The following is a 17,937-nucleotide window of genomic DNA, read 5'->3' on the forward strand; positions in this document are numbered from 1 at the left end:
GGCTTATTCAGGGTGATCATGAAGTGCGGTGTTTCTCCAGGTCGGGACCGCAGCGAGGTAGCCCGCCAGGCGGCCCTGAATAAGCCTCATAGTACATACTGCGGCAGCCCGTTCATCTCGGATTGATTCGGCAAACCAATATTCGCGATGGACGGGCTGTCGCCCAACCCGACACGCCGGGCTAGATCGTTATTTCACGGGGCCTGAATCCCGGATTCCGCAGTTCGTGGGCAGATGTGAGGGCTGAATTCGGGGGTTGACCTGCAGGACCGCTGGTGTGGGAGCGGGGTGGGCGTGTGTCCATGCCCGCCGCGGTGCCTGTTGGCGCTGTTTGGGCTGGTTAGGCGGGGTCGAGGGTGGTGATCCGGGGTGGTGGGGTGACCCCGCAGGCCCGAAGAATGCCGGCCTGGGTGGTGGTGAGCTCGGTGGTCTGCACGACGGTGCCGGCCGGGCCGGTGAGGGTGATCGTGTGCAGCCGGCCCAGCTCGCGGGAGATGGTGCGCCAGGTGCGGCCGGTGCGGCGTTCGGCGACCCGGATCAGCAGCAGCGCCAGCCAGCAGAGCAGGACGTGGGCGCGGATGCGGAGTTCGAGGCGGTGGAACACCGGCCGCAGCTCGATGGTGGATTTCAAGTCGCGGAACCCGCGCTCGGCCTCCAGCAGGTTCTTGTAGCCCAGGGCGACGTCCTCGGCCGAGAGGTCCGGGTCGGAGGTGGACAGCAGGTACTTCCCGTCCAGCTTCGCTTCGGCGGCGATCTTGGTCCGGTCCAGTTGCAGCCGCCCGGACGGTGTCTGGCGCAGCCACCGGCCCAGGGCCGGGTGTTCACGCAGCGCGCATTCGGCCTTGACGTGCGCGGCCTCCTCACGTTCGGCGGCCCGGGCGGCGTGCCGCCACGCGGCCTTGCTGGTTGTGGTGGCGGCGCGGCGGGTGCGGGCGGCCTCGCGGGCTCGGGTGCGGGCGGACGCGATGCGGTCGAGCTCGGCGGAGATCCTGGCGATCGCGGCTTCGCGGGCGGCCTGGTCGCGTTCGGCCTCGTCGGGGTTGTGGCAGATGATCCACCGGACGCCGGGGGTGGAGTCGATCCGGACTTCCTTGACGCGCAGGTTGTCCCGAACCTGCTGGTAGCGGCCCTGGCGGGACAGTGCCTGGGCGGCGTGCGGGCTGCCGTCGCGCATCCGTTCGCCGGCGATGTAGTGCCCGCCCGCGCGCTGAAGGTAGGCCAGGTTGTCCCGGGAGGAGAACCCGCGGTCGACCACGGTGACCACGCGGCCCAGTCGCCACCCCCGTAGGTCGTCCTTGACCTGCGGCAGGATCGCCTGGTCGTTGGTGTTGCCGGGCCAGCACCAGCACCGGACCGGGATGCCTTCCCGGGTGACGGCCAGCCCGATGACGATCTGCGGCAGGTCCCGGCGGTGGTCCTTGGAGTGCCCGTAGCGCCGGAACCCGCCCGGGCCGCCTGGGCTTGCCACTGCGTCTGATCCGTCGACGCTGCTGTCGGTGCTGCTGTCGGTGCCCTCGGCGGGGTCGGGGTCCTCGGTGTCGCGCTCGAAGTAGGTGCTGGTCGTGTCGAAGAACAGCAGGTCGACCTCGAGGTTGAGCAGGTCCGCGACCGCGAAGAACACCGCCTCCTGCACCTTCGCGTCGGTGTCGGCCTCGATCAGCAGGTCCATCGCCCGATACGCCTGATCCTCGCTGAGCGCGTCCAGGCCGGGGATCGCCACGTCGTGGCCGACCCACTCGGCCGCGGCCAGCTTCGAGGACGGGTCGATCGCCCGGTTCGCCACCAGCGCGAACAGCACCCGCTCGACATCGGTGGTGAACCGGCGCCCACCCAGCACCTTGCGCAGGGCGGCCTCGACGTCCAGGGCCTTCCACAGCCCGTTCAGCAACCACGCCGCCCCGGCCGGGCGGGAGGCGATCAACCGCAGCCCCTCGGCCGCGGTACCGGCGCCCGCGGACTCAGCGGCGTCCGTGCCGGCGTCGGTGCCGGGTTCGCCCAGGTAGCGGTTGATCGAGCGGACCAGCCGGCGCAGCCCGTCGGGGTCCAGGCGGTCCTCCCGGCCGAGGTTGAGCAGCACGTTCGCCTTCGTGGTGGCACCGACGCGTTGGTTGTGGGCCAGGGCCAGGTAGCGCACGACCGAGCCGTCCTTGTTCCGCCGCTCGGTCGTCCGCAGATACATGACCGCAGCCGATCACACTCCGGGCAGCTCACACAAGCCTCAACCCGCCAAAACGTGTGCCCACGTTTTCGAGCACTCTCACGCAGGCGCAGCACGCTGACCAGGCCTTACTCCCCGCGGACCCCGCTCATGTGCCCATCAACTGCGGAACGCGGGCGAATAAGCCTCATGGTGCCGCCGTACGCGGTGCCGTAGAAGATCGCGGCGAGCATGATGATCGCCGAAGCCGGCTCCATCCCGAAGGTCAACGGCAGCAGGATGGCGATGCCGGCGGTCGCGCCGATGCCCGGCAGGATGCCCAGCGCGGTGCCGATGAGGCACCCGATCAGCGCGTACAGCAGGTTGGCCGGGGTGGCAGCAGCGGCCAAGCCCTGCCCCAGGAACTCGAGTGTGGTCATCCCTCAGTCCCTAGAAGCCCAGCACACGGAGGAAGTCCAGCGACGCGGCCGGAAGGTTCACCGACAGCACGCGGGTGAAGAGGCTGAAGACCCCGAAGCTGCCGATCGCCGCGATGGCGGCGGTCAGCAGCCAGCGACGGTGCCCGACGAAGCGCAGGTGGAAGACAAGGAACAGCAGCATGCTCAGCTGGTAGCCGATCAGCGGCATCAGGATCGCCAGGACGACGAGGCTCCCGACGATCGTCGCCACCTGACGCATCCGCAGGGGCTGCTCGTCGAGTTCGGGATCGAGTCCGTCGACCTCGTCGTCCGGCATGGAGGTGGCCACGGGCCGGGTGCGCCCGGCCCGCACCTCCTCGAGAGCCCACAGCACCGACAGCGCCCCCAGCAGACCCCCGAGGAGCAGCGGGAAGAACCCCGGGCCGGGGCCCAACGGCGCCCACAGCCCGAGACCCAGCGAGGCGACCACGACGACGACCGACAGGGCGATCAGAGCCCCCGGGAACAGCAGTCGCCCCCACCTCGGGCCCGGCCCGGCCCCTGGCGCCGGAGGCACGGGATCAACCACGCCTGATCGTTCTGGTGTCACCCTTGACTCCTCGTCGACGCTCTCATACTCTGAGAGCTACTATCAGCTTGTGAAGGCGTCGAACGCTAGGCGGACCCTGCCTGCTTGTCAACGCCGTCGCAGGACGTCGGCCGACAACGCAGCGGAGCGACCGACGAGGGAGGACACGATGACCGGAGAGAAGGCACCGTCGACCATGCGCTCCCTGGAGCGGTCGATCGACGTGCTGGAAGTCCTGAAGAGCGCGGGGCGACCACTCCGCCTCGCGGAGGTCGCTTCCCTCACCGACCTGCACATCGCCACGGCCCAGCGGATCCTGAGCGTCCTGGAGTCCCGCAACCGCGTCGAGCGGGACGAGTTCGGCTACCGAGCCGGGGTGAACCTGATCTTCGGAGCCAACGCCTACTTGACCACCAGTCCGCTGGTGGCGGCCGCCCGACCAGTTCTGCAGGAGCTGGCCGAACGCACCGGCCTGACGGCCTCGCTCTTCGTGCGCACCGGTTGGCACCGCGCCGTCGTCGCCCGCGTCGACGGCACCCGCCCGATCCACTACCAGCTGCCGATCGGAGCGCGACTCCCCCTACACCTCGGCGCGGGTAAGACGCTCGCCGCCTCCATGTCCGCGGAGGAGTTCGCCGCCTTCGTCGCATCCGCCGACCTGTCGTCCGACGCCACAGGCAACCCCGTTCAGCCCGAGGCGCTGCGCGCGGACCTCGAGGTCATCCGTCAGCAGGGCTTCCAAGTCGCACGCAACGAGCGACAGATCGGGTCCATGTCGATCTCCGCCCCCGTCCGCCGCCTGAAGGACCGAGAGACCGTGGGCGCGGTGACCATCGGGGCGGCCGTGGAAGACGTCAGCCAGAGCGACGTCGAGAACCTGTCGATCGAGGTACGACGGGCGGCAGCCGCAATCCGCGTCCCTTAGGCCTGTCGGTTCGAGGTCCACTTCAGAGTCGACCTGGAGGCTCTCGTTCGAGAACGACAGAGAGCGGCCGGTGGCTCCTCCTCGCCCGGCCCGAAGGCAGCCGCGTCATGCCGCGAGCGCGACGAACCAGCGCAGGGTGACGGGCGTCGAGGCGGACCGCCGGCACCAGGGCCTCCCGACCCCGCCTCGACACCCGCGCGCCGCGTTCCGCGGAACGCTCACCCCCGGCGCGCGAGCTCGGCCAGCCACTTCTTGAGCAACACCGTCTCGGGCACCCCGAGGACGTCGTTGTCGTCCGGCAGCGTGAGCAGGGCCGCCGCTGCCGCGCCGGCGCCCGGTTCTCCGGGCGCGCGCTCGCCCTGTCCGCCGGTGATCGCGGCGAGGGTGGCCTCCCGCATGTCGGCCGACAGCCCGGGGTCCGGGCGTGCGGTGATGATCTGGCGCAGGGTGACGCCGACGTTGGCGGCCAGGATGTGCGCCGCGGCGCGTTCCGGGGTCACGGTCAGTCGTCCCCGGCGGTCGGCCTCGCGGGTCAGGCCGAGCAGGGCCGCGGACGGCCCGTCCTGGGCCGCGGGCCGTCGTCCGGGCGTGACCTGGCCGTACATGAGGGCGTAGAAGCCGGGGTTCGTGATGCCGAACGCGACGTGGGCGTCCCATCCGTCGCGGATGTCCTGGATCGGGTCCCCACTGGACTCCTGGGCCCGCTTCGCGGACAGGTACTGCTCGAACCCGTGCTCGACGACGGCGTCGAGCAGGCCTTCCTTGCTGCCGAAGAAGTGGTACAGCGTCGGGAGGCGCACACCGGCGGCGTCGCAGATCGCCCGCAGCGGCACGCTCTCCCCCGGCGATGCCGCGATGAGGTCGGCGGCCGCCCGCAGGAGCCTGTCCCGGGTCCCGGTCTCCGCCGGTCGATCTTCCACCGGCCCACTGTAGGGCGGCTGCGCGGCGACGGGACGGCGACGGCGGCGTCCCGGCCGCCGTCGCGCCCCGGCGCTCACGACGACGTCCTCACCGCGTGGTGTAGCCGCCGTTGGCGAAGATCGTCTGACCGGTGATCCAGTGCCCCTCGGTGGCGAGGAACCGCACGATCGGGGCGATGTCCTCGATCCTGGTGAGCCGCCCGCCCATCGCCTGCGACTTGTGGAACTCGACCCGCTCCGGGGTCTCCTGCGGGTAGAAGAACGGGGTGTCCATCGGACCGGGCGCGATGCTGTTCACCGAGATGCCGCGGTCGGCGAACTCCTTGGACGCGGCGCGGGTGAAGTGCTCGACCGGGGACTTCCCACCGGCGTAGGTGGAGTAGCCGTCGGTGAAGGCGGCCAGCAGCGCCGTGACGATCGTGATGATCGAGCCGTTGTCGGAGACGCTGCGGCCCGCCTCCTTGATGAAGAAGTACGCGGCCTTGGAGTTGATGTCGAACATCGAGTCGTACTCGGCCTCGGCGGTCTCCACGATCGGCTTGCGGAGCACCTTGCCGACGGCGTTGACGGCGACGTCGATCGAGCCCAGCGAGCCCCTCGCGTCCGCGAAGAGCTTCTCGACCTCCGCCGGGACGGTCAGGTCCCCCTGCAGCAGCACGCCCTCGCGGCCCGCGGCCTCGACCGCCTTCAGCGTCTCCTCGGCCTCGGCGCGCGAGGACCCGGAGTTGTAGTGGATCGCGACGTTCGCCCCCGCCTCGGCGGCCTGACGGCTGATCAGGCCACCGAGGTTCTTGCCGCCCGCGGCGACGAGCACGTTCCGGCCCTGCAACGACTGTGTGGTCATGCGCTCTCCCAGATCGAATGTATCGCTTGTATATCCCTGTGTATCAGCTATACAGAGCGATGTCGACCGGGACCGCTCAGAACGCCCAGGTGCCGGTCATCAGCGCGACCCCCGTGACCGCCAGCAGTCCGACAACGACGTGTTCCCCGGTCCCGCCGGTCCGGAACCGCAGCATCCGCGGCCAGCGGATCCCCGCCAACGGCCAGAACGCGAACCGGTTCCCGTTCGAGGTCAGCTCGTCGCCGATCGCACCGATCCAGCAGCCCGCACCGGCCGCGACGCCGGTCCAGACCGCCGTCTGACCGGGCAGCAGGTACCCGGTCCCCCACCACGCCAGCAGCCCGACCGCGGCCGCGAACACCGGCGAGTGCGACAGCCCGCGGTGCGACACCCCGGTCGTCACCCGCGACAGCCACCGGATCACCCGGCACAGCAGCCAGGTCACCGGCGGCAGCGCCCGCGCCGCGACGCTCGACGGATGGTCCAGGTCCGGCGCGAACGCGGCCAGCGCGCACACCACCACGACCACCGGCACCAGCACCGGTGGCGGCGGCACCGCCGAGCACACCGCGAGCCCCAGCACCGCACCCGACAACGCGTGCGTACGCCCCATCATCGTGACCCCCACCTTCTGCAGAAGAACACGGAACGTAACCACGCGCCACCGTCCCGGCCGGTCCCCGACACGCGTGGGACGGTCTTGACCACACCCGGTGGGCCGCGCAGGCTCGCACCGTGACGCAGCGGTGGCGCAACTGGGCGGGCAACCAGCGCACCCGTCCGATCAGGACGGTCCGGGCGCGCGACACCGGCGACGTCGTCGACGCCGTCCGCCGGGCCGCCGAACAGGGCCTGCGGGTGCGTCCGCTCGGCAGCGGCCACTCCTTCACCGGCATCGGCGTGCCCGACGGCGTCGCGCTGGCGGTGCCCGCCGACCCGGCCGGGCTGCGCTGCGACGGCGCGCTCGTGACCGTGCCGGCCGGGGTCACCCTGCACACGCTCAACCGGTGGCTGTGGGCGCGCGGACGGGCGCTGCCGAACCTCGGCGACATCGATGCCCAGACCGTCGCCGTCGCGATCTCCACCGGCACCCACGGCACCGGCGCCGGGTACCGCGGCATTGCCGACGCGGTGCGCGGGCTGCTCCTCGTCGACGGCACCGGCACGGTGCACACACTCGACACGACCCGCGAGCCCGACCTGTTCGACCTGGCCAGGGTGGGGCTCGGGGCGCTCGGGGTGATCGTCGAGGTGACCCTGGAGACCGTCCCCGCGTTCCACCTGCACGCCCGCGAGAGCGCCCGCCCGCTCGCCGAGGTCCTCGACGGCCTCGACGCGCTCGCCGCGGCACACGACCACGTCGAGTTCTACTGGTTCCCGCACACCACCACCGCGGTGCTGAAGACGAACGACCGGACCGGTGCGACCGGCCCCCGCCGCAGCCGGGCCGCCGCCCTCGTCGGCGACGAGCTGCTCGGGAACGGCGCGTTCGGGCTGGTCCAGCGGGTCGCCGCGGTGGCACCGCCGCTGGCGCCGCGGCTCAACCGGGTCATGGCCGGGCAGATGGCCGCCGGGGAGTACGTGGCCCCGTCCTACGCGGTGTTCTGCAGCCCACGCCGCGTGCGGTTCCTGGAGATGGAGTACGCCGTGCCGCGGGCCGCGCTCGGTGAGGCGTTCGCCGGGTTGCGGGCCGCCGCCGCCCGGCACGCCGCGGACGTGGCGTTCCCGGTCGAGGTCCGGGTGCTCGGCGGCGACGACATCGCACTGTCCACCGCGTACGGACGCGACACCGCCTACCTCGCGGTGCACGTCCACGCGCGACGCCCGCACGAGGCGTACTTCGGCGCCGTCGAGTCGGTGCTGTCCGCACTGGACGGACGTCCGCACTGGGGCAAGCTGCACACCCGCACCGCGGAGCAGCTGCGGCCCCGCTACCCGCGGTTCGACGCGTTCGTCACCGCGAGGGACCGGCTCGACCCGGAGGGCCGGTTCCGCAACCCCTACCTCGACCGGGTCCTGGGGGTTCCGTGCACGTCGACGACCTGACCACGCCCGCGCTGCTGGTCGACGCGGCCGCGCTGGAGGCCAACCTCGCGGACATGGCGGCGCTGCTGCCCGGCCCGCGGCTGCGTCCGCACGTGAAGGCGCACAAGACGACCGAGCTGGCCCGACGACAGGCCGCGCACGGCCACACCGGGTTCACCTGTGCGACGGTGCGTGAGGTGGAGGGCATGGCCGCGGCCGGTCTGGGCACGGACCTGCTGCTGGCCAACGAGGTGCTCGACGCGCGCCGCCTCGGTGCCGTCGTGCGGTCCGGGGCCCGGGTGACACTCGCGATCGACTCCGAGCAGACGCTGCGCGCGGCCGTCGACGGCGGCGTGCGCGAGGTGCTGATCGACGTCAACATCGGACTGCCGCGCTGCGGGATCGCGCCGGCCCGCGCCGGGGCGCTCGCCGACGCCGCCCGCGCCGCCGGGCTGACCGTGCGCGGGGTGATGGGCTACGAGGGCCACCTGCAGATGCTCCCCGACGAGGCCGAACGGGCCCGGCTCACCACCGAGTGCACCGACCGGCTCCGCGCGGCGCACGCCGACGTCGGCGGCGAGATCGTCTCCGGCGGCGGCACCGGGACTCACGCGGTGAACACCGCGTGCACCGAGATCCAGGCCGGGTCCTACGCGCTGATGGACACCGCCTACACCGCCGCCCGGCTGCCGTTCCGCCAGGCGCTCACCGTGCTGTCCACGGTGGTCTCGACGACCGCGCCGGACGGCGACATGCCCGGCTGGGCGGTCGCCGACGCCGGACTCAAGGCGTTCGGCATGGACCACGGCAACCCCACCGTCCCCGGCGGGAACGTGTGGTTCTGCGCCGACGAGCACCTCGTGTTCGCCGCCGACACCCCACCGGCCACCGGCGACCGGGTGCGGATCGTGCCAGCCCACGTCGACCCCACCGTCGCCCTCCACGAGCGGATGCACGTCGTGGAGGGCGACCGGGTCGTCGACACCTGGGCGGTCGACCTGCGCGGCTGGTGAGGTCAGCCGGCGTCGATGCCGCCGCCGTCGTACAGCGACTCGACCGTGTCGGCGAACTTCTCGGTGATCGGGCGGCGCTTGAGCTTCATGGTCGGGGTGAGCTCGTCGCCGCCGGGGATCCACGGGTCGGGCACGATCGCGTACCGGCGGACGGTCTCGACCCGGGCCAGGCGCGCGTTGCCCTCCTTCACCGCGCGAGCGACCTCGTCGCGCACCGTCGGGTCGTCGTGGGCCCGTCCGGCCGCGACGTCCGGGTCCAGCGCGACCAGCGCGACGTTGTAGGGCCGGGCGTCGCCGATCACGCACAGCTGGCCGATCAGCGGGGACCGGGACTTGATCGCCGACTCCACCGCCGACGGGGAGATGTTCTTCCCCGCCGCGTTGATGATCAGCTCCTTCTTCCGGTCGACGATCCGCAGGTAGCCGTCCTCGATGACGCCGATGTCGCCGGTGCGCAGGAAGCCGTCCTCGGTGAACACCGCCGCGGTCTCCTCCGGCTTGCCGCGGTAGCCCCGCATCACGGCCTCGGACCGCATCAGGACCTCGCCGTCGGAGTCCAGGCGCAGCTCGGTCCCGGGCAGCGCGGGGCCCGCGGTGCCGACGCGGATCGCGTCGGACGGGTTGCAGGTGCACGCCGCGCAGTTCTCCGACATGCCGTAGATCTCGCCGAGCGGGACGCCGATCGCGTGGAAGAACAGCGTCAGCTCCGGCGCGCTCGGGGCGGCACCGATGTTGGCCGACCGCGCCTCGTCCAGGCCCAGTGCGGCCCGCAGCGACGCCAGGACCGGCGCGGCGGCCTCTACCCAGGCCGCGAGCTCGGCGGGCACCGGCTCCCCGGCCTGGGTGAGCCGGGCGGCCTCGGTCCCGTCGGCGATCGCCGCCTCCACGAGCGCGCGCTCCCGCGGCTCCCTGGCCGCGACCGCCGCCTCCACCCCCGCCTTGAGCTTCTCCCAGATCCGGGGCACCGCGAAGAACGAGTGCGGGCGCACCTCGCGCAGCGCCGCGCCGATCTCCCGCGGGTTCGCGCACGTCGTGACGTCGAGGCCGAACAGGATGGCCATGTAGTACGACGCGTCCCGCTCGGCGATGTGGGCCAGCGGCAGCCAGCACACCACGCGGTCCCCGGGCCGCAGCCCGAACACCGTGCCGACGGTGCGGTTCGCGCTCACCAGGTTGCGATGGGTCAGCTCGACGCCCTTGGGCGGGCCGGTCGTCCCCGAGGTGTAGATGATCGTCAGCAGGTCGTCCGGGGTCACCGCGGCCGGCGCGGCGAGCGGCTCGGCCGCCAGCAGCACGTCCCACCCGACGGCGCCCTCCGGGCCGGGCCCGTCGAGGACGACGACCCGGCAGCCGGCCGCCGCAGCCGGTGCCGCCGCGACGGCGGCGAAGCTCTCCTGCACGATCAGGACCGTGGCGCCGGAGTCGCGCAGCACGTACGCGATCTGCTCCGGCGACGAGGTGTTGTAGATCGACACCGTCGCCGCCCCGAGCAGCACGGCGCCCAGGTCGGCGACGTGGAACTCGGGCCGGTTCTCCAGCATCAGCGCGACGACCGAGCCGTGGCCGACACCGAGCCCGGCCAGGCCGGACGCGGCGCGGCGGGCCAGCGCGTCGTACTCCGACCAGGTCCATCGGACCGCCCCGTCCCGGGTGCGCAGCGCGACCTCGTCGGGGCGTGCGGCGACGGTGTCGTGCAGGGCGTCCAGCAACGTTGCGGTCATGCTCCGGCCTCCGGGGCGATCAGGGCCGGCGCCCGTTCCGGGGACGCGGACGCCGGGGGGAGGCCGCGCCGTGCGGACTCCTCGCGATTCTGCACGAACCCGCGTGCCTCACGGACCCTGGCGATCTCCCGGCCGACGTCGCGCCGCAGCACCCGCCACAGCTCGGCGCGGTCCACCGCCGGGTCACGCAGGCAGTCGCGGACCCAGCCCAGGAGCCGGGCCGGGCGGAAGACCTGGGTCGGTGGCCGCCGGCGGGAGAACACGTCCCACAGCTCGGTGGCGCGGTCCTCGCTCGCGGCGAACCAGCGGTAGGACGCGCGCTCCAGCGGTGAGACGTCGTCGTCGCGCCCCAGGCCGTTGGCCCACTGGTACATCGGCAGGCACTGCTCGTCGCGGTCGGACTCCCAGCGCGCGAGCGCGGCGTCGAGGTCGGCCGGGTCGTCCAGGTACGGAGCGACGGCCTCGCCGAGCAGGCGGCCGAAGCGCAGCGCGTCGCGGATGCCCTGGGCGGTGACCGGGTCCTTGAAGTGACCGGCGTCGCCGGCGAGCGCCCAACCCGGCCCCTGCGAGTGCCGGAAGTACGACGGGTGGCTGCGCGAGGTGCGGACCTTCGACGCCATCGTGCAGCCGCGCAGCCGCTCGGCCAACGGCGCGATCGCGGCCACGGTCGAGGAGAACGCGCCGGTCGCGTCGCGCCGGAACTCCTCCGCGCGCTCCACCGGCGGCATGAGCAGCACGACGGACTTCCCGCCGTCGCACGGGAAGACGGTGGCGAGCTCGCGCCCCTCGCGCCACTGGGCGGCGACGCCGCGCAGCTCCTCGCGGGGGTCGTCGTAGTAGGCGAAGGCCATCATCCGCTGGTTCTCCCAGCGGTGGTGCTCGCGGGTGCCGACCAGGCGGGCGACGGTGGAGCGACGCCCGTCGGCCCCGACCACCAGCTTCGCCCGGATCTCCCCGGTGCGGTCCTCGCGGTCCTTCCAGCGGACCCCGACGACGCGTCCGTCGTCGTCGTGGAGCAGGTCGGTCACCCGGGTCGCCTCGCGGACCTCGGCCCCGGCCGCGCGAGCGGTCTCCACCAGCGCGAGGTCGAGCCCGGGGCGGCGCACGCAGGACCCGGTGGCGATGCCCTCGTAGGCACCGTAGCGACCGGTGATCTCGACCTCCGGCGTGCCGAGCGCGGCCCGCGGATGCAGCGGCGGGTCCAGCGCCAGCACCCGGTCCCTGGCCCCGAGCCGTTCCAGCTCCGCCCAGTGGTGCGGGAAGAACAGGTGGGTGGACAGCGTGTCCGAGGGGAAGGTCGCGCCGTCGAGGGCGACGACCGCACGGCCGCGGCGGGCCAGGGCGATGGCGGCGGCGGAACCCGCACAGCGGGCCCCGACGACGAGCACGTCGGTGTGGGTCTCCATGAGCAGCGACGATGGCAGTTCGACGAGTGTTTTACAAGAGCGTTCACTCAGTGAACGCACTTCTAAACCACTGTGGTTATCCTGTCCCGGTGACGACGAGCGCAGGCACGACGGCAGCGGCGCGGGGTGAACGCCGGCGTGCCAGGACCCGGGCCGCGATCCTCGACGCCGCCGAGGAGGTCTTCCGCCGCGAGGGGCACGAGACCGCGCGGATCGAGGAGATCGCCGACCTCGCCGACGTGTCGGTGGGCTCGATCTACACCCACTTCGACGGCAAGCTCGGCCTCTACCTGACCCTGGTCGAGCGGTCGCTGGACCTGTTCGCCGCGTACATGGCGCGGGTCGACGCACCCGAGCTGACCCCGCTCGGCCGGGTCCTCGCGGGGGGCGACGCCTACCTGCGCTTCCACCTGGAGCACCCGGGTGCCTTCCAGTTCCTGGCCCACCCCCGGCCCGCCGGCGCGGCGCACTCGGGCGGGGGCGACATCGAGACGCGGTTCCGGGAACGGGTCGGCGGCCTGCTCGACGACTTCGCCGCCCGGATCGACGCGGCCGTCGCCGCCGGGGAGGCCCGACCGGTCGACGCCGGCCGGCTCACCCGCTACCTGTGGGGGGCGTGGAACGGCGTGATCGGGCTGAGCCTGCAGCCCGACGGGCTGCGGCTCTCGCCCGACGAGGTCGCCGAGACCCTCGAGCTGGGCCGTTGGCTGCTGCGCGAGGGGCTGGCCACGGCGTCGCTGCGCGGACCGGACGGCACCGTCGGCGACCGGGTGCCCCTGCCCCGCGTCTGACCTCGGAGCAGGGTCCGTCCGCTCACACCCAGCGTTGCGCCAGCGCGGCCAGCCCGGCCGCGAACACGCCGTTCGCGAACAGCCCGGCGAGCTCGCCCTCGTCGGCCCCGTCCGCGTCGAACTCGGTCCACCACTCGCCGAAGGTGTGCCCGACCGCGGTGACCGGGGCCAGCCGGATGGTGGAGACGTAGCGGCGCACCGGGAACGGCGACTCGAGGATCTCGTAGGTGAGGGCGTGCCCGCGCTCGTCGAGTGCGGTCAGCTCCTCGACGACGGTGCCGCCGCCGTCGGCCAGTGTCAGGCGCCGCTGCGCACCGATCTCGCTGCCGGACGCGCCACGGATCAGCTCGCAGGTCGCGATCGCCGGGTGCCAGCGGTGGAGGCCACCGAAGTCACGGACGTGCGGCCACACCTCGGCCAGCGGTGCCGTGATCACGGCGCTGGAGTAGGGACGGGGCATCGGGAACTCCTCCTCGGGAGTGTCAGGACTGCCGGCGCAGGTGGGGGGCCGGTACCGCGAGCTGGTCGAGCTGACCGCGGCAACCTCGCCGCCCTGCCCGGCGGCGGGGCGGGCATCCGCGCGGCGTCACCGCTCCAGCACCTTCTTGAACGCGCGGGTCTGCTCGGTCAACGCGGTCTCGGTCGGCAGCCGCTCCATCGACGAGGCCCCGTAGAAGCCGTGGCAGACCGCCGCCGAGCGCAGCACGTGCGCGGCGTCCTCCGGCATCGCGACCGGGCCGCCGTGGACGAGGACGAGGACGTCGTCGCGGACCTCCAGCGCGGCCTGCCCCCACTCGTCGACGAGCGCGACGCAGTCGTCCAGGGTCCTCGCGGTGCCGGCGCCGATCGCGCCGCCGGTGGTGAGCCCCATGTGGCACACCACGATGTCGGCGCCGGCCCGGGCCATGGCGCGGGCGTCGGCGGCGGAGAAGACGTACGGCGTGGTCAGCATGTCCTTGGCCCGCGCCGCGGCGACGAGGTCGACCTCCAGCGCGTACCCCATGCCGGTCTCCTCCAGGTTGGCCCGGAAGGTGCCGTCGATCAGCCCGACGGTCGGGAAGTTCTGGATGCCGGCGAACCCGAGCGAGGACAGCTCGTCGAGGAAGCGGTCGGTGAACAGGAACGGGTCGGTGCCGTTGACCCCGGCCAGCACCGGGGTGCGGCGGACCACCGGCAGCACCTCGGCCGCCATCTCGACGACGATGTCGTTGGCGTTGCCGTAGGCCAGCAGCCCGGCCAGCGAGCCGCGGCCCGCCATCCGGTAGCGCCCCGAGTTGTAGATGACGATGAGGTCGATCCCGCCGGCCTCCTCGCACTTGGCCGACAGCCCGGTGCCCGCACCGCCGCCGACGATCGGCTCGCCGCGGGCCGCCATCTCGCCGAACCGCTCCATCAGCTCCGCGCGGGTGAACCGCCTCATCGCCGCACCTCCTGCCAGGCCGAGACCACCGCGTCGGCGAACTCCGGGTCGTTGACGTGGTGCGGTACCCGCCGGACGTTCCCCGGGGAGTCCACACCGGACTCGATCGCGGCGAACAGCGCCGCGTCGGCCTCGGGATCATGGAACGCCGCACCCGGCGCGTCCAGTGCGGACACCCCGCCCAGCGGGAGCAGGAACCGCCACGGCCCGGTCAGCGCGTTCATCTTCGCCGCCAGCCAGGCCCCGATCTCCCGGTTCTCCGCGACGGTGGTGCGCATCAGGGTCACGTTCGCGTTGTGCTCGTGGAACAGCCGGTCGGCGAACCGGCCCGGGACGGTGCCCCGAGCGCCGAAGTTGACCATGTCCAGCGCGCCGCAGGAACCGACCCACGGCACCGCGGTGCGGGCGACCGCGTCCAACCGGTCCGGGCCGCAGGCCATCACCCCGCCGACGAGCAGGTCCGCGACCTCGGTGGTGGTCAGGTCCAGCACCGACTCGACCAGGCCGGAGTCGACGAGCTTCTCCATCGACGGCCCGCCGGAGCCGGTGGCATGGAAGACCACGGCGTCGACGTCGTCGCCGAGCCGCTCGCGGACCGCGGTGACCAGCGGGGTGGTCACCCCGAACATCGTCAGCCCGACGGCGGGCAGGTCGGCACCCGTCGCCGGCGGCGGAGCGGTCACGGCGGCGGCCAGCATGTGCGCGGCGTTGGCCAGCACCCGTCGCGAGATGCGGTTGAGGCCCGCGAGGTCGGTGACCGCGTACAGCATCGCGACGTCGCTCGCCCCCACGTAGGGCGCGGTGTCACCGGAGGCGACCGTGGAGACCATCAGCTTGGGCACCCCGACCGGGAGGTCCCGCATCGCCGGGGTGACCAGCGCGGTCCCGCCCGAGCCGCCCAGCCCGAGGACGCCGCCGACGTCGTCGCGGCCGGTGAGGAAGGCCCGCAGCGCCCGGGTCATCGCCCCCACCGCGCTGCCGCGGTCCCCGGTGAACACCGCGTCGGCACCCTCGGGGTGGCAGGCAGCGACCTCGGCCGCGGTGACGTCCGGACCGGGGCTCGACGCGCCGGAGGTGGACACGTCCACCCGGCGCACGTCGGCGCCGTCGGCGGCCATCAGCTCGGCCACGAAGGCCAGCTCGGCGCCCTTGGTGTCGAACGTGCCGATCACGTACGCGGTCCCCACACCGGAGTTCTACCCGGACCCGGGTACCCGGGGCGAGGGTCGGAGCCCGGACGGCGCAGGGCACCATGGACACGCCCCCCTTCCGCCGGGCTCGTGACCTCGGGGCCCGTGACGTCGTTGGAGAGACATGCTCGGTCAACCGGACGACCCGCGTGGCATCGTGCTCCCGCTCGACGGGCGGCCCGGCGGAACGGAGACCGGCGCCCCCGAACGCAACGGTGGCCCGCGTCCCCTCCGCAACGGGAGCCCGCCTCCCGGCCCGGCCCTGCTGCTGAGCTGGGCCCCCACCCCGGCCGTCGACGACGACCGCACCTGGGCGACGTTGTCGGCGTCGAGCGAGCTGGCGCGGAGGCTCGCGCCCGACGCGGGCCGCGGTCCCGCCGCGGGGCTCACCTTCCGGCTCGCGCTGCCCGAGGCGTTCGGCGCCGAGCCGCTGCTGCGCCTGGCCGGCGGTGAGACGACGGCGGCGGCCCCCGGGTCGTCGGCGCTGGTGCCGGTCGCGCCCACCGCGCCCGGTGACCGGCACGGCGCCGGGCTGGGCCTGCTCACCCTGACCACCGCGGCCGAGATCGCCGCGACCGGTACCCAGACCCGGGTACTCGACGAGCTGACCGCCGCGGTCGACCAGCTGGCGCCGTCGTGCGTGATGCGGCTGGACTCGCGGCTGCGGGCGGCCGAGGAGTCGCTGCGCGAGGCCCAGACCGAGCTGCTCGAGCGCGGCTCGCTCGTCGTCGACGGCGCCGGGACCGACAGCGGCTCCCCGTCGCGCGGGCTCGAGACGGCGGTCGCGAACCTGTCGGTGCTGCGCCACCAGACGCACGCCTGGATCGCGGGCTGGGAGCGGGCCGTCGCCGGGGCGGACCCGTCGGGCACGCCCGGCCTGGCGCTGCGCGACGCGCTCGGCGAGGTCGGCAAGCTCGGCTGGACCGGGTTCCCGGCCGCGGTGCACGGCGCCTACCAGGCGCTCGTCCTGGACGCCCGGCGCATCCTGCTCACCGCGGCGGACCACCTGCTGCGTGCCCCGAACCGGCCGCTGACCGCGCTGCGCCCCCTGGTCGAGAGCGACCTCGCGGGCCGGGCCGCGGACGTCGCGCGGCTGCACCGGCTGCTGACCACGCTGTCGACGCTGCCGCAGACCGTGCGCAAGCGCTCCGGCGGGATGATGCCGAACCTGATCGCCGACCAGGCGGCGGCCAATGCCCGCAGCCAGGCGCTGTTCACGCGGATGGCGAACGCACTGCGCTCCCCGGTGTGGGACGACCGCGTCGTCGTCGAGGTGCGGTCGCTCGACTCGGGCCAGCTGCAGGTGCTGCGCCCGATCTGACCCGGGACACGCCACGGCCCTCCCGTCCGGCGCGGTGCCGGTCGGGAGGGCCGTGGACGGGTGTCGCGGTGGGTCAGCGGGCGACGGCCTTGGCGCGCTTGCGCGCGTCCTTCGCCGACGCCTTGGCCTGCTTGGCGGCCTCGGCACCGGCCGCCGACGCGCGGTCGGCCAGGTCCGAGCCGAGCTTCGCGGCCTGGGACTGGGCCTGGGTGACCAGGGTGGAGAAGCGGTCGACGTACTCGGGGGCACGCTTCTCCGCGCGGGCGGCGGCCTTGCGGGCCTGCTTCTCCCAGCGGGCGCGGCGCTTCTCGGCCTCGCGCACCCACTTGCCACCGGTGCGCCCGGCAGCCTTGCGGTACTGGGCACCCTTCTTGTCCACGAGCTTCTCGAGCTGGGCGCCCCGCTTCTCGGCTGCCTTCGCCAGCTTGGCGCCACGCTTCTCGGCGACCTTCGCCTTCTTCTGGGCCGCCTTGGAGGTGCGCTCGGCGGCGGCCGAGAGCTGCTCGGACCAGGTGGAGGCCTTGTCCGAGGCGACCTCGGACAGGTGCGCGGCCTGCTCGGAGGCCTTGCCGCCCCACTCGGTGGCGCGCTCGCGCACGACCGGGCCGTACTCCTCGACGGCCCCGGCCAGCTTCTCCCGGCTGCCCGCGGCGGCCGCGGCGATCGAGGTGCCCGCACCGGCCAGTCCTGCGGCGAGCTGGGCACCGGTGTCCGAGCCGGAGCCGGAGAGCCGGGCCTGGGCCCGCTCGGCGGCCTTGCGCGTCCGGTAGGCGTGCGACGGCTTGCCGTGCGTGTCGGCGGCCGCGATGAGCAGCCCGCCGAGGAGGCCGACGTTCTTCAGGAAGTGGATCTGCTCGTTGGCACGCTTCTGCTGGTCGGTCTCCTCCCAGAAGCGGTGCCCGGCCAGCGTGGTCGGGACGAGCGAGGCGGCCAGCGCGGTGGCCGACAGGCGGGGGAACTTACCCAGGGCGAGCAGGGAGCCCGCCACGATCTTCACACCGGCGTCGACCTTGACCAGGGTCTCGTTGTCCGGGCGCCGCTCCAGCGGGGCGTTCTCCACGACCTTGTCGATGGCCGGGGCGGCCTGGTCGAGGACGGGCTTGACGGCGGACGACAACGCGTCGGCATTCCGCAGCTCGTTGATTCCGCCGAAGATGAACACGGCGGCGAGGGCGGGTCGGGCTACACGTCGCAAGACTGGCATGGGGCACCTTTC

General features: G+C 73.3%; 17 protein-coding genes. 5 read left to right on the forward strand and 12 right to left on the reverse strand.

What is annotated here, in order from left to right; translation table 11 throughout:
* Positions 1-340: 340 nt before the first annotated feature.
* The 3 genes from KPL59_RS29540 to KPL59_RS29550 form a co-directional block, all read right to left on the reverse strand.
* Positions 341-2,179, reverse strand: a complete 1,839-nt coding sequence (locus KPL59_RS29540; RefSeq protein WP_226359530.1) for an IS1634 family transposase — start codon at positions 2,177-2,179, stop codon at positions 341-343.
* A 107-nt stretch (positions 2,180-2,286) separates the two neighbouring features.
* Entirely contained in the window at positions 2,287-2,577 is a 291-nt protein-coding gene (locus KPL59_RS29545) for a tripartite tricarboxylate transporter permease (RefSeq protein ID WP_226362717.1), read from the reverse strand.
* Between the two features lie 10 nt (positions 2,578-2,587).
* Positions 2,588-3,133, reverse strand: coding sequence for a tripartite tricarboxylate transporter TctB family protein (locus tag KPL59_RS29550; protein ID WP_226351518.1), 546 nt, complete (start codon positions 3,131-3,133; stop codon positions 2,588-2,590).
* Between the two features lie 181 nt (positions 3,134-3,314).
* On the opposite strand from KPL59_RS29550, the gene KPL59_RS29555 reads away from it, so the two are divergent.
* The gene (locus KPL59_RS29555) at positions 3,315-4,070 is read left to right on the forward strand and encodes an IclR family transcriptional regulator (RefSeq protein ID WP_226362718.1); all 756 of its coding nucleotides are present in this window, start codon (positions 3,315-3,317) and stop codon (positions 4,068-4,070) included.
* 218 nt (positions 4,071-4,288) lie between these two features.
* Here KPL59_RS29555 and KPL59_RS29560 read toward each other — a convergent pair whose 3' ends face one another.
* The 3 genes from KPL59_RS29560 to KPL59_RS29570 form a co-directional block, all read right to left on the reverse strand.
* On the reverse strand, positions 4,289-4,990 hold the full coding sequence (locus tag KPL59_RS29560) for a TetR/AcrR family transcriptional regulator (RefSeq protein ID WP_226351520.1): 702 nt from the start codon (positions 4,988-4,990) through the stop codon (positions 4,289-4,291).
* A gap of 88 nt (positions 4,991-5,078) precedes the next feature.
* Positions 5,079-5,834 carry an SDR family oxidoreductase gene (locus tag KPL59_RS29565; protein ID WP_226362719.1) on the reverse strand — a complete coding sequence of 252 codons (756 nt, stop codon included), beginning with the start codon at positions 5,832-5,834 and terminating at the stop codon, positions 5,079-5,081.
* Positions 5,835-5,910: 76 nt separating this feature from the next.
* Positions 5,911-6,450 carry a metal-dependent hydrolase gene (locus KPL59_RS29570; protein WP_226351755.1) on the reverse strand — a complete coding sequence of 180 codons (540 nt, stop codon included), beginning with the start codon at positions 6,448-6,450 and terminating at the stop codon, positions 5,911-5,913.
* Positions 6,451-6,569: 119 nt separating this feature from the next.
* Here KPL59_RS29570 and KPL59_RS29575 point away from each other — a divergent pair, with 119 nt between their 5' ends.
* Together KPL59_RS29575 and KPL59_RS29580 are read left to right on the forward strand one after the other, a co-directional pair.
* Positions 6,570-7,880 carry a D-arabinono-1,4-lactone oxidase gene (locus KPL59_RS29575; protein ID WP_226362720.1) on the forward strand — a complete coding sequence of 437 codons (1,311 nt, stop codon included), beginning with the start codon at positions 6,570-6,572 and terminating at the stop codon, positions 7,878-7,880.
* Positions 7,862-8,872, forward strand: a complete 1,011-nt coding sequence (locus tag KPL59_RS29580) for an alanine racemase (protein ID WP_226362721.1) — start codon at positions 7,862-7,864, stop codon at positions 8,870-8,872. The genes KPL59_RS29575 and KPL59_RS29580 overlap by 19 nt, the downstream gene beginning before the upstream one ends.
* Positions 8,873-8,874: 2 nt before the next feature.
* Here the strand turns inward: KPL59_RS29580 and KPL59_RS29585 are convergent, their stop codons facing one another.
* Positions 8,875-10,593, reverse strand: coding sequence for a long-chain fatty acid--CoA ligase (locus KPL59_RS29585; protein ID WP_226362722.1), 1,719 nt, complete (start codon positions 10,591-10,593; stop codon positions 8,875-8,877).
* Positions 10,590-11,999 (reverse strand): NAD(P)/FAD-dependent oxidoreductase, encoded by a 1,410-nt coding sequence (locus KPL59_RS29590; RefSeq protein ID WP_226362723.1) that lies wholly within the window; start codon positions 11,997-11,999, stop codon positions 10,590-10,592. Before KPL59_RS29590 ends, KPL59_RS29585 begins: the two co-directional genes overlap by 4 nt.
* Before the next feature lie 89 nt (positions 12,000-12,088).
* Between KPL59_RS29590 and KPL59_RS29595 the strand changes: the two genes are divergently transcribed.
* Positions 12,089-12,790 carry a TetR/AcrR family transcriptional regulator gene (locus KPL59_RS29595; RefSeq protein WP_226362724.1) on the forward strand — a complete coding sequence of 234 codons (702 nt, stop codon included), beginning with the start codon at positions 12,089-12,091 and terminating at the stop codon, positions 12,788-12,790.
* 22 nt (positions 12,791-12,812) lie between these two features.
* Here the strand turns inward: KPL59_RS29595 and KPL59_RS29600 are convergent, their stop codons facing one another.
* From KPL59_RS29600 to KPL59_RS29610, 3 genes are all read right to left on the reverse strand, one after another.
* Entirely contained in the window at positions 12,813-13,250 is a 438-nt protein-coding gene (locus tag KPL59_RS29600) for an SRPBCC family protein (RefSeq protein WP_075311465.1), read from the reverse strand.
* A 126-nt stretch (positions 13,251-13,376) separates the two neighbouring features.
* Positions 13,377-14,210, reverse strand: coding sequence for a phosphoenolpyruvate hydrolase family protein (locus KPL59_RS29605; RefSeq protein ID WP_226362725.1), 834 nt, complete (start codon positions 14,208-14,210; stop codon positions 13,377-13,379).
* The gene (locus tag KPL59_RS29610) at positions 14,207-15,397 is read right to left on the reverse strand and encodes a Tm-1-like ATP-binding domain-containing protein (RefSeq protein WP_226362726.1); all 1,191 of its coding nucleotides are present in this window, start codon (positions 15,395-15,397) and stop codon (positions 14,207-14,209) included. The genes KPL59_RS29605 and KPL59_RS29610 overlap by 4 nt, the downstream gene beginning before the upstream one ends.
* Positions 15,398-15,524: 127 nt before the next feature.
* Between KPL59_RS29610 and KPL59_RS29615 the strand changes: the two genes are divergently transcribed.
* Positions 15,525-16,721 (forward strand): hypothetical protein, encoded by a 1,197-nt coding sequence (locus KPL59_RS29615; protein WP_226362727.1) that lies wholly within the window; start codon positions 15,525-15,527, stop codon positions 16,719-16,721.
* Positions 16,722-16,794: 73 nt separating this feature from the next.
* On the opposite strand, the gene KPL59_RS29620 is transcribed toward KPL59_RS29615, so the two are convergent.
* Positions 16,795-17,916, reverse strand: coding sequence for a DoxX family protein (locus KPL59_RS29620; protein ID WP_226362728.1), 1,122 nt, complete (start codon positions 17,914-17,916; stop codon positions 16,795-16,797).
* Positions 17,917-17,937: the final 21 nt, after the last annotated feature.

The organism is Pseudonocardia sp. ICBG1142 (assembly GCF_020496255.1).
Lineage (GTDB): Bacteria > Actinomycetota > Actinomycetes > Mycobacteriales > Pseudonocardiaceae > Pseudonocardia.

What these genes read in the sequence shown, in the direction of transcription:
- KPL59_RS29540 (WP_226359530.1), bottom strand. Translation starts at nt 2,179, where the DNA reads ATGTATCTGCGGACGACCGAGCGGCGGAACAAGGACGGCTCGGTCGTG.
- KPL59_RS29545 (WP_226362717.1), bottom strand. Translation starts at nt 2,577, where the DNA reads ATGACCACACTCGAGTTCCTGGGGCAGGGCTTGGCCGCTGCTGCCACC.
- KPL59_RS29605 (WP_226362725.1), bottom strand. Translation starts at nt 14,210, where the DNA reads ATGAGGCGGTTCACCCGCGCGGAGCTGATGGAGCGGTTCGGCGAGATG.
- KPL59_RS29590 (WP_226362723.1), bottom strand. Translation starts at nt 11,999, where the DNA reads ATGGAGACCCACACCGACGTGCTCGTCGTCGGGGCCCGCTGTGCGGGT.
- KPL59_RS29615 (WP_226362727.1), top strand. Translation starts at nt 15,525, where the DNA reads ATGCTCGGTCAACCGGACGACCCGCGTGGCATCGTGCTCCCGCTCGAC.
- KPL59_RS29565 (WP_226362719.1), bottom strand. Translation starts at nt 5,834, where the DNA reads ATGACCACACAGTCGTTGCAGGGCCGGAACGTGCTCGTCGCCGCGGGC.
- KPL59_RS29585 (WP_226362722.1), bottom strand. Translation starts at nt 10,593, where the DNA reads ATGACCGCAACGTTGCTGGACGCCCTGCACGACACCGTCGCCGCACGC.
- KPL59_RS29570 (WP_226351755.1), bottom strand. Translation starts at nt 6,450, where the DNA reads ATGATGGGGCGTACGCACGCGTTGTCGGGTGCGGTGCTGGGGCTCGCG.
- KPL59_RS29555 (WP_226362718.1), top strand. Translation starts at nt 3,315, where the DNA reads ATGACCGGAGAGAAGGCACCGTCGACCATGCGCTCCCTGGAGCGGTCG.
- KPL59_RS29600 (WP_075311465.1), bottom strand. Translation starts at nt 13,250, where the DNA reads ATGCCCCGTCCCTACTCCAGCGCCGTGATCACGGCACCGCTGGCCGAG.